The organism is Bradyrhizobium sp. CCBAU 11386 (assembly GCF_028128955.1).
Classification (GTDB): domain Bacteria; phylum Pseudomonadota; class Alphaproteobacteria; order Rhizobiales; family Xanthobacteraceae; genus Bradyrhizobium.
This window is the reverse complement of record NZ_LBKA01000146.1, coordinates 1-9,712: the sequence shown is the minus strand read 5'-3', so window position 1 is coordinate 9,712 and position 9,712 is coordinate 1. Positions and strand designations below refer to the sequence as shown.

The window sequence follows — 9,712 nt, the reverse complement described above, 5'->3', positions numbered from 1 at the left end:
CTGCCGCTGCTGCGGGTGCCGCCACCGGGGCGCGAGGCCTCGCGGGCACGCTGGGCGGCCTCCGATTCGACCTTGCGGACGGCCTCTTCCAGCGACAGCCGTTCGCGGGTGATCTCGGATTCGGAGAGCGGCGGCTGCACGCTGCGGAGCTGTGCGATCAGCGCCGTGCGCGCCCGCTCATAGAGCGCGCGACGGCTTTCGCCGGGAGCGTTGGGGTCCAGGGCGGCAATAGCGCGGGCGATCAGCGGATAGTAATCAGCCATTTCTACTCAACTATACGCGCGTCCCGGTAAGATATCGTTAAGCCTCAAACGGATTTTGCACCAGGATAGTATCCTCGCGTTCGGGGCTGGTGGAAAGCAGTGCGACGGGGCACCCCACCAATTCCTCGATCCGGCGGACATATTTGATGGCCTGGGCCGGCAGGTCGGCCCAGGAGCGCGCACTGGCGGTCGGCTCCTTCCAGCCCTCGATGGTCTCGTAGATCGGCTCGACCCGGGCCTGGGCGCCTTCGCCGGCCGGGAAGTGGTCGATCTCCTTGCCGTCGAGCTTGTAGCCGGTGCAGACCTCGATCGAATCGAAGCCGTCGAGGATGTCGAGCTTGGTCAGCGCGAGACCGTTGATGCCGCAGGTGCGGACCGCCTGGCGGACCAGCACGGCGTCGAACCAGCCGCAGCGGCGGGGCCGCCCGGTATTGGTGCCGAACTCGCGGCCACGCTCGCCGATCTTGCGGCCGATCGCGTTGTCCTGCTCGGTCGGGAACGGGCCCTGGCCGACGCGGGTCGTATAGGCCTTGCACAGACCGAGCACGTAGCCGACCGCGCCGGGGCCGAGGCCCGAGCCGGTCGCGGCCTGCGCCGCCACCGTGTTGGACGAGGTGACGTAGGGATAGGTGCCGTGGTCGACGTCGAGCAGCGCGCCTTGCGCGCCCTCGAACAGCATGCGCTTGCCTTCGCGCCGCTTGATGTCGAGCAGCCGCCACACCGTCTCGGCATAGGGCAGCAGCTGCGGCGCCAGCGCGGTCAATTCCTTCAGGATATCCTTGCCGTCGAACTCCGGCAGATTGAGGCCGCGGCGCAAGGCGTTGTGGTGAGCCAGCAGCCGGTCGATCTTGTGCGGGAGGGTGTCGAGGTCGGCGAGGTCCATCAGGCGGATGGCGCGGCGGCCGACCTTGTCTTCATAGGCAGGTCCAATGCCGCGGCGGGTGGTGCCGATCGCGGTCGCCGCGTTGGAGGACTCGCGCAGGGCATCGAGCTCACGGTGCAGCGGCAGGATCAGGGTGACGTTCTCGGCGACGCGCAGATTTTCCGGGGAGACGGCAACGCCCTGCGCGCGCAGCTTGGTGACCTCGTCGAGGAAGGCGGCGGGATCGAACACCACGCCGTTGCCGATCACCGACAGCTTGTGCTCGCGCAGCACGCCCGAGGGCAGCAGCGCGAGCTTGTAGGTCTGGCCGTTGATCACCAGCGTGTGGCCGGCGTTATGGCCGCCCTGGAAACGGACGACGATGTCCGCCTGCTCCGACAACCAGTCGACGATCTTGCCCTTCCCTTCGTCGCCCCACTGGGCGCCGACGACGACAACATTGGCCATTCGCGGGTAATCCCTATTCAATCTGTCTCTAGGAGGCATGATCCTCGCGGAAAACCGGTGCCCACTTTTCCGGGATCATGCCTGCGCCAAGCCCTCTCTGCGGCCCAGGGCCGCTCGCACGCAAGGCAGCCAACCGGATAAAGGAAGCAGCCTCTCTAGGCAAGCAAGAACGGGGCTTTTTCGAGGTCGGGAAGGCACTCCAAGCCTTTGATATCCCCTTAAAATCCTGAAAGGTTGGCGGCCCGGCGGCAGCGGAATTGACACGCATCAACCGTTCCGGCCCGCGATTGCGCCAAGGGATGGCTGTCACCTTCGCAGCTTACCCTTCCCGGCCCTGGAAGCCTTCATGTCGGATATGCCGTGACCCAGCCACCGAACAGCCAGGCGAGCCAGTTCTGGCGCCTGCCGACGGATGCGCTCTGCACGGAGCTCGGCTGCTCCTTGCAGGGCCTGACTACGACCGAGGCCGCCGCACGCCTCGGCCGTTTCGGGCCGAACAGCGACGCGCCGCCGCGCATCGAGGGGGCGGCGCGTGCGATCCTGCGGCGGCTGCTGGAGCCGCTGTCGCTGATCCTGCTGGTCGCCGGCATCGTCTCGATGCTGACCGGCGACGACATCAGCGGGCTCATCATTGTCCTGATTCTCGTGCTCTCGATCGGGCTCGACACCATCCAGGAGGGCCATGCGGTCCGCGCCGCCGAGATCCTCCGCCGTTCGGTGGCGCTCAAGGCCGAGGTCAGGCGCGACGGCGCCTTCCGCGAGATCGACGTCGACCACGTCGTTCCGGGCGACCTCCTGCGCGTCCGCGCCGGGGACATCATCCCGGCGGATGCGTTGATCCTGGAGAGCACCGCCTTCACGGCCGGAGAAGCCGCGCTCACCGGCGAGCCCTATCCGGCGCAGAAGCGCGCCGGCGCCGCGACCGACCCCGACGACACGTCGAATGCACTGTTCCGCGGCGCCGTGGCGCAGACGGGCGAGGCGATCGCGCTCGTCGTCAGGACCGGCCGCGACACCGTGTTCGGCGCTGCGGCCTCCGCGCTCGCCGAGACGCAGGCTCCCTCCCCCTTCGAGCGCGATTTGCGCGAGTTCGGCCTCGTGATCGCGCGGGCCACGCTCGCGCTGGTGCTGGTCGTGCTCACCGTCCGCGTCGTGTTTGGCCGCGAGGTGCTCGATTCGCTGCTGTTCGCGGTCGCGCTCGCGGTCGGGCTGACGCCGGAGCTGCTGCCGATGATCACCACGGTGACGCTGTCGCGCGGCGCACTGCGGATGGCCGGCCGCAAGGTGATCGTGAAGCGGCTGGCCGCGATCCACGATCTCGGCGCCATGACCGTCCTGTGCACGGACAAGACGGGCACGCTGACCTCGGCCGAGATCACGCTCGCAGGGAGCCTCGACGCCGAGGGCAAGGACAATGCCCGCGCCGCGCAGCTCGGCGCCATCGCGGCATCGCTCGGCGGCGACCGCGGCACGCTCGATGCCGCCCTCGTCGCCGGCCGGCCGGACGCCGCGCAGGGCTGGACCCTGGCCGGGCGGCAGGCCTTCGACTTCTCGCGCCGGCTGGGATCAGTGCTTGCCACCGGCCCCGGAGGCCCGCTGCTCATCGTCAAGGGCGCGCCGGAAGCCGTGCTCGCATTGTGCACGATGGACGAGAGCGCGCGCAGCGCGGCGCTGGCACGCGTGCGTGAGCTCGCGAGCGAGGGCCTGCGCACCGTGGCGATCGCCTCGCGGGCGTGGAGCGGCGTGGTGCGCGAGGTCGAGACGGAGGACGAGACCGATCTCGCCTTCGAGGGCTTTTGTGCTTTCGCCGATCCGCCGAAGCCGACGGCCGCAGCCGCAATCGCGCGGCTCGCGGCAAACGGCGTGGGCCTGAAGATCCTCTCGGGCGACGACCCCGTGGTGGTGAAGCGGCTCGCGAGCCTGGTCGGGCTGAATCCCGAGCGCGTGCTGTCAGGGGCCGACATTGCACGGCTCAGCGACGAAGCGCTCGCCGTGCAGGTGCGTTCCACTGACGCGTTCGGCCGCCTCGCGCCGGACCAGAAGTCGCGCATCGTGAAGGCGCTTCAGGCGGGCGGCGAAGTGGTCGGCTTCCTCGGCGACGGCATCAACGACGCACCGGCCCTGAAGGTTGCCGACGTCGGATTGTCGGTCGACGGCGCGACCGGCGTGGCGCAGGCCGCCGCCGACATGATCCTGCTCGCTTCGGATCTCGAGGTCGTCGCCGACGGCGTCGAGGAAGGACGGCGCACCTTCGCCAACATCATGAAATATGTCCGCATGGGCGCGAGCTCGAATTTCGGCAACATGCTGTCGATGGCGATCGCCTCGATGGTGCTGCCGTTCCTGCCGATGCTGCCGACGCAGATCCTGCTCAACAACCTGCTGTACGATCTCTCCGAGCTCGGCATTCCCTTCGACCGGGTCTCGCGCGCGGCCACCGCGCAGCCGCAGGTCTGGAGCATGACGCGGCTGGCGCGTTTCGCCGCGATCATGGGACCGCTGTCCTCGGTGTTCGACTTCCTGACCTTCGGCGCCCTCATCATGCTGTTTCACGCATCGCCCGGCGAGTTCCGCACCGCCTGGTTCATCGAATCCATGGCGACGCAGATCCTGGTGATCTTCGTCATCCGCACCAACGGCCGACCGTGGCGCAACTGGCCCGATCCAGTGCTGTCGGCCTCGTCGCTGATCGCCTTGCTGGTCGCGATGGTCGTGCCGTTCACGCCGGTCGGCACCTGGTTCGGCTTTGTCGCGCCGCCGCCGCTGATGATGGCCGGCATCGCGCTTCTGGTGGTGGTCTATCTTGCCTGTGCCGAACTGTTGAAGCCGTTTGCGATCCGCGCCGGGCTGAGGGGTTGAGCGAGGTTCCGGCTGCCGCTCCCGTGCATGGACAGGATGCGTCGTGCCCCATTGATATCAGGCGAATTTCCGTGTCTTTGAACGGGCCGGGTCTGAACCGGCCCGGGTGCCGCCGGGCCGGGACCTCGGTGCACGACGCGGGGCCATAACAATCACAATGTCCGCCACCGGCCAGACCACCAGCGCCGCGACGCCCGGCCACAACTGGATCGCCAACCAGCCCTATCTGCTGCTCAGCATCACCGCGCTGTGCTGGGCCGGCAACGCCATCGTCGGGCGGCTTGCCGCCGGCCACATCCCGCCGGTCACGCTGTCGTTCCTGCGCTGGTTCTTCGCCTTCCTCCTCGTGCTGCCGTTCGCCTGGAAACATCTCGCGCAGGACTGGCCCGCGATCCGCGGCAAGCTCGGCCTGATGGTCACGCTCTCGATCACCGGCATCGGTGCCTTCAACACGCTGCAATACTGGGCGCTGGAGCATACCCAGGCACTCAACACGCTGCTGCTCCAGTCGGCCGCGCCGCTGCTCGTGGCGCTGTGGTCGCTGGCGATCCTCGGCATCCGGCTCACTGCGGCACAGGCCTTCGGCGTGCTGCTGTCGATGTGCGGCGTGCTGACGATCCTGCTGCATGGCGATTTCACCACGCTGTCGAACATCGAGTTCAACAAGGGCGACCTCATCTTCCTCCTCGCGCTGCTGATCTTCGCGCTCTATTCGGTGCTGAGCCTGAAGCGGCCGGCGATGCATGGCCTGTCGTTCCTCGCCTTCACCTTCGGTGCCGGCGCCGCCTGCCTCATTCCGCTTGAGATCTGGGAATTGTCCGCGCGCCCGGTGATGAAGCTCGACGGGCCGAACCTGCTGACGCTGTTCTATGTCGCGGTGTTCCCCTCCACCCTCGCCTATCTCTGCTTCAATCGCGGGGTGCGCCTGATCGGCGCCAACCGCGCCGCACCGTTCTTCCACGTGGTGCCGGTGTTCGGCTCGATCATGGCGATGGTCTTCCTGGGCGAACGCCCGCAGGCGTTCCACTTCATCGGTTTTGCCCTGGTGCTGTCGGGCGTGTTCGCGGCGTCGAGGAAGCAGGCGAGTTAGACTCGCCTTGCAAGTTCGTCGCGCAGTCTTCTGCGTTCAGGTGCTCGCCGATGGGTTCATCCATACGATTTCCCAGACATAGCCGTCCGGATCTTCAATGTGGCGGTTATACATGAAGCCGAGATCCTGAGCCGGGTTGGGATCGGCGCGACCGCCCGCCGCCACCGCGCGAGTCAGCGTTGCATCGACGGCGTCGCGGTCATCGACCGTGAGGGCGATCAGGACCTGACTGTCGCCTCGCGGATCACCGATCGGGCGTTTGGTGAATTGGCGATAGTGGTCGTGGGTCAGCAGCATCACGCCGATCGCGTCCGTGACCATGAGCGAGGTCGAATTCTCGCCCGAAAACTGAGGGTTCACCGTGCCGCCGAGCGCCACATAGAACGCCGACGATGCGGCGAGATCGCGCACGGGCAGATTCAACAGAATCATCCTGGACATTGCTTTTCCTTCTTCAGCGGCGGGATGCCGCGCTCTTGCAAGGCTCTGCTTGCGAAATTGCCTGCCGGACTCGAAGCCGTTGCGGCGCTTTGCCGTCAGCTGTTACCTTGGATGAATGAGACCCTAGACGTAGCGCGCCGCGCCCATGCAGAGGGCGGTGATGGCGAGCAGAGCGGCGGCCACGCGCTGGGCGGTCGCGATGCGCGAGCGCACATCCGCCGCCTCGCGCGTGCCACGGCGCAAGCTCAGCAGCGCACGGGGACCGATCGCGGCCTGAATGCCGGCTGCGATCAGCGCGCAAACCGCACCAAGCGCGAGCACCTGCTCGGCCGCGCCAAAACTGCCGGAATGAGCGAGATGCCCGAGATAGCCGCCGGTGAGGATCGCAATCGTCGCCGCGCCGAGCTGCGGACCGACGAGCTGCTCGCCCCCGGCTGCTCCGGTTCGCGCCAGCGCAAAGCTTGATCCGGCCCAGAACACAGACGACAACACATGAAGCGACAGCGCGATCACGAGGGCAGTCTGCATGGCAAGCTCCAAACCGGCTTCTAAATTGGATATACAATATGTATATTGAATGCGTCAAGACGATGGCAGGGCGATGCCGAAACGCAGCTATGTGAGCTCGGTCCGCGCCTCCGCAGCCGCGGAGACGCGCGAACGCATCATCGCGGCCGGTGCGCGCCTGTTGCGGAAGGATGCGAGCATCGCGAACTTCTCGCTCGACGTGGTGGCGAAGGCGGCCGGCGTCACGCGGCTGACCGTCTACAACCAGTTCGGATCGCGGCGTGGACTGCTGGAGGCCGTGTTCGACGACATCGCGCGGCAGGGCGGGCTGTTCGAGCTGGCCGAGGCGATGGCGTTGCCGGACCCTCGCGCCGCGCTCGATCGCGTCGTCGCGATCTTCTGTACCTTCTGGGCGCACGACCCCGCGATCGGCGGTCTCAACCAGGCGATCGCAACCGACCCCGAATTCGGCAATGCGCTGGTCGCGCGCAACGAGCGGCGGCGTGAGCTTGTGACGGGACTGGTGACACGCATCACGGAGAGCCGTGCCGCAAAGCGGGCCGTGCAGGATGCCGTCGACCTGATCTTCGTCCTGACGAGCTATCCGACCTTCGCAGCGCTGAGCCCGCAGCGGTCGACGGAGGAGGTCTGCCGCCTGCTGCAGACGGCCTGCCACGCCGCTGTCGATGCGTCGATGCCGGATGCGCGCGCCGGGCGGAAGAAGTAGGCCGTGGCGGCTCTTCGTCCTTCTGCCTCGTCGCGACGATCACGCGCCGGGCGCAGCGATGTTCAACATATTGACCGCCAATGGCACCTCCTCAGGTCATGCGTGCATTGTAGCATTGCGGTCGCGTGACTTGTGTCACGACGGCAATCCGGCGCAAGTTGCATCCGACCCCAATGACGATCGCTTCGCCCGCGCCACCAGCCTCGAATCCGGCCAGTTGGCTCAACAACCAGCCCTATCTGCTGCTCAGCCTGAGCTCGCTGTTCTGGGCCGCCAACATCGTGCTCGCGCGCCATGTCGGCGCGCATGTGCCGCCGCTGACGGTGACCACGATCCGCTGGTTCGGCGTGTTCCTCATCCTGTTGCCGTTCGCCTGGCCACATCTGAAGCGCGACTGGCCGGCTCTGCGCAAGAGCCTGCCCCTGATGCTGTTCCTGTCGCTGGTCGGCTTCGCCTTCAACAACGCGATCTCGTACTGGGCGCTGCAATACACGGAGGCGCTGAACGCGCTGCTGATCCAGTCGGCAGGTCCCCTGTTCGTGGCGCTGTGGTCGCTGGCGCTGTTCGGCGTGCGGCTGACGGCGGCGCAGCTTGCCGGCATCGCCATCTCGCTTCTCGGCGTGCTGACCATCATCCTGCGCGGCGATCTCGCGGCGCTGGCGAGCATCAGCTTCAACAGGGGCGACATCATGTTCGCGTCCTCGCTGGTGGCATTCGGACTCTACTCCGCCTTCATCCCGCGCCGGCCGAAGGTCCATCAGCTCTCCTTCCTGTCCTTCACCACCTGCTGTGGCGCGATCATGCTGCTGCCCACCGCCGTCTGGGAGGCTTGGCGCGGCAACGTCATGCAATTCGATGGGGTGACGCTGGCGACGCTCGGCTACATCCTGATCTTCCCCTCGACGCTCGCCTATCTCTTCTTCAACCGCGGCGTGGCGCTGATCGGACCGAACCGGGCCGCACCGTTCTTCCATCTGGTGCCGGTGTTCGGCTCGGCGATGGCGATCCTGCTGCTCGGCGAAAAGCTCCAGCCGTTTCACCTGATCGGCTACGCGCTGGTGCTCGCCGGCGTCGTGATCGCCTCGCGCCGGGGCTCGGCGGTGAAGTAATTCCGCGCCGCGGACGCTCCCCTCTCGTGTCCCGGACGCGATGCAGCGCCATCTAGCGTTGCTGCGCTGAGCCGGGACCCCAGTCTGCCGCGACATGGGCCCCGGCTCTGCAGCGCACCGCTGGAGAAGCGCTGCGCTGCGTCCGGGGCACGAGACCTGGCGGCAAACTCCCGCCTTCCGATTCCAGCAAAGAGAAGCTAGGTTCCCCGCCAACGAAAAAGAGGGAACGACCACACATGCTTTCAGCGTTGATTCGAAACCTGCGCACCATCGGCACGGCCGTGCTCTGCCTTGCCGCCTCGACCACCGCACAGGCCGACAACTACCCCAGCCGCAACATCACGCTGGTGCTGCCCTTTGCGGCCGGCAGCGGCACCGACACCACGACGCGGCTGATCTCGCAGCATTTGTCGCAGGCGCTCGGCGTCGGCATCGTGATCGAGAACAAGGCCGGCGCCAACGGCATGATCGCGGCGACCTTTGTCGCGCGCGCCGCCCCCGACGGCTACACGCTGCTGGTGACGACCAACACGACGCATTCGGCCAATCCCTACCTGCTCAAGAGCCTCACTTACGATCCGGTCAAGGATTTCACCCCGATCGCGCGCACCGGCGATTTGCCCTTCATGCTGGTCGTTCACCCCGAGGTGCCGGCCAAGACCGTCGGCGAGCTGGTCGCCTACGGCAAGGCCAATCCGGGCAAGCTGAGCTACGCCTCGGGCTCGTCGTCGGCGATCGTCTCGGGTGCGACCTTCGCGCACAATGCCGGGCTCGACCTGCTGCACGTGCCCTACAAGAGCTCGCCGCCGGCGCTCAACGACGTCATGGGCGGCCGCGTCTCGATGATGTTCGTGGACATCCTGACCGGCCTGCCGCACGTCAACGGCAACGCGCTGCGCTCGCTCGCCGTCACCACCAAGGACCGCTCTCCGCTGGTGCCGAACCTGCCCTCGATGCAGGAGGCCGGCGTGCCCGACTTCGACATCTCCTCGTGGCAGGGCTATTTCGGTCCGGCCGGCATGCCGAAGGAGATCGTGACGCGGCTCAACGCCGAGATCAGGAAGATCGTCGAGAAGCCGGAGATCAAGGCGCAGCTCGCCACCCTCGGCATGGATGCCTTCTCGGGCACGCCGGAACAGCTCGGCACCTTCGTGAACGAGCAGCTGGTGCTGTGGGAGAAGCTGATCACGAACGCGAAGATCGAGAAGCAGTAGAGGCGGACTCGTAGGGTGGGCAAAGCGAAGTGTGCCCACCATCACTCGTCGAGAACTCAAAAAGAAAAGGTGGGCACGGCGCTTTCGCGGCCTTTGCCCACCCTTGTATTAGCGCGAGCGCTTATGATGGTGGCGTTCCGTGAGGAATGGCCCAGCCCGGGTGACGGCCCGA

The 9,712-nt window shown here is 66.8% G+C and carries 8 protein-coding genes and 1 pseudogene; 5 read left to right on the top strand and 4 right to left on the bottom strand.

Features of this window, described 5'->3' with window-relative positions; genetic code table 11:
• Positions 1–263: pseudogene (locus tag XI09_RS09535) on the bottom strand (hypothetical protein); the annotation flags it as partial.
• Between the two features lie 37 nt (positions 264–300).
• Positions 301–1,593, bottom strand: coding sequence for an adenylosuccinate synthase (locus XI09_RS09530; RefSeq protein ID WP_271566614.1), 1,293 nt, complete (start codon positions 1,591–1,593; stop codon positions 301–303).
• Positions 1,594–1,953: 360 nt separating this feature from the next.
• On the opposite strand from XI09_RS09530, the gene mgtA reads away from it, so the two are divergent.
• Positions 1,954–4,452, top strand: a complete 2,499-nt coding sequence (mgtA, locus tag XI09_RS09525) for a magnesium-translocating P-type ATPase (protein ID WP_271566613.1) — start codon at positions 1,954–1,956, stop codon at positions 4,450–4,452.
• Between the two features lie 157 nt (positions 4,453–4,609).
• A complete protein-coding gene (locus tag XI09_RS09520) occupies positions 4,610–5,542 on the top strand; it encodes a DMT family transporter (protein WP_271566612.1) in 933 nt (310 codons plus the stop codon).
• Between the two features lie 36 nt (positions 5,543–5,578).
• Here XI09_RS09520 and XI09_RS09515 read toward each other — a convergent pair whose 3' ends face one another.
• Both XI09_RS09515 and XI09_RS09510 read right to left on the bottom strand, forming a co-directional pair.
• Entirely contained in the window at positions 5,579–5,983 is a 405-nt protein-coding gene (locus tag XI09_RS09515; protein ID WP_271566611.1) for a VOC family protein, read from the bottom strand.
• Between the two features lie 123 nt (positions 5,984–6,106).
• Complete coding sequence (locus XI09_RS09510; protein ID WP_271566610.1) at positions 6,107–6,511, bottom strand: hypothetical protein; 405 nt, start codon at positions 6,509–6,511, stop codon at positions 6,107–6,109.
• 73 nt (positions 6,512–6,584) lie between these two features.
• Between XI09_RS09510 and XI09_RS09505 the strand changes: the two genes are divergently transcribed.
• The 3 genes from XI09_RS09505 to XI09_RS09495 all read left to right on the top strand — a co-directional run bounded on the left by XI09_RS09505 (position 6,585) and on the right by XI09_RS09495 (position 9,540).
• Complete coding sequence (locus XI09_RS09505; RefSeq protein ID WP_271566609.1) at positions 6,585–7,217, top strand: TetR/AcrR family transcriptional regulator; 633 nt, start codon at positions 6,585–6,587, stop codon at positions 7,215–7,217.
• A gap of 173 nt (positions 7,218–7,390) precedes the next feature.
• Positions 7,391–8,326: a DMT family transporter gene (locus XI09_RS09500; protein ID WP_271566608.1), complete on the top strand. Its 936-nt coding sequence runs from the start codon at positions 7,391–7,393 to the stop codon at positions 8,324–8,326.
• A gap of 236 nt (positions 8,327–8,562) precedes the next feature.
• Positions 8,563–9,540 (top strand): Bug family tripartite tricarboxylate transporter substrate binding protein, encoded by a 978-nt coding sequence (locus XI09_RS09495; RefSeq protein WP_271566607.1) that lies wholly within the window; start codon positions 8,563–8,565, stop codon positions 9,538–9,540.
• Positions 9,541–9,712: the final 172 nt, after the last annotated feature.

Bases quoted from the DNA above. Each gene is read 5' to 3' on its own strand.
- XI09_RS09530 (WP_271566614.1), bottom strand. From the start codon at position 1,593: ATGGCCAATGTTGTCGTCGTCGGCGCCCAGTGGGGCGACGAAGGGAAG.
- XI09_RS09505 (WP_271566609.1), top strand. From the start codon at position 6,585: ATGCCGAAACGCAGCTATGTGAGCTCGGTCCGCGCCTCCGCAGCCGCG.
- XI09_RS09515 (WP_271566611.1), bottom strand. From the start codon at position 5,983: ATGTCCAGGATGATTCTGTTGAATCTGCCCGTGCGCGATCTCGCCGCA.
- XI09_RS09510 (WP_271566610.1), bottom strand. From the start codon at position 6,511: ATGCAGACTGCCCTCGTGATCGCGCTGTCGCTTCATGTGTTGTCGTCT.
- XI09_RS09500 (WP_271566608.1), top strand. From the start codon at position 7,391: ATGACGATCGCTTCGCCCGCGCCACCAGCCTCGAATCCGGCCAGTTGG.
- XI09_RS09495 (WP_271566607.1), top strand. From the start codon at position 8,563: ATGCTTTCAGCGTTGATTCGAAACCTGCGCACCATCGGCACGGCCGTG.
- XI09_RS09520 (WP_271566612.1), top strand. From the start codon at position 4,610: ATGTCCGCCACCGGCCAGACCACCAGCGCCGCGACGCCCGGCCACAAC.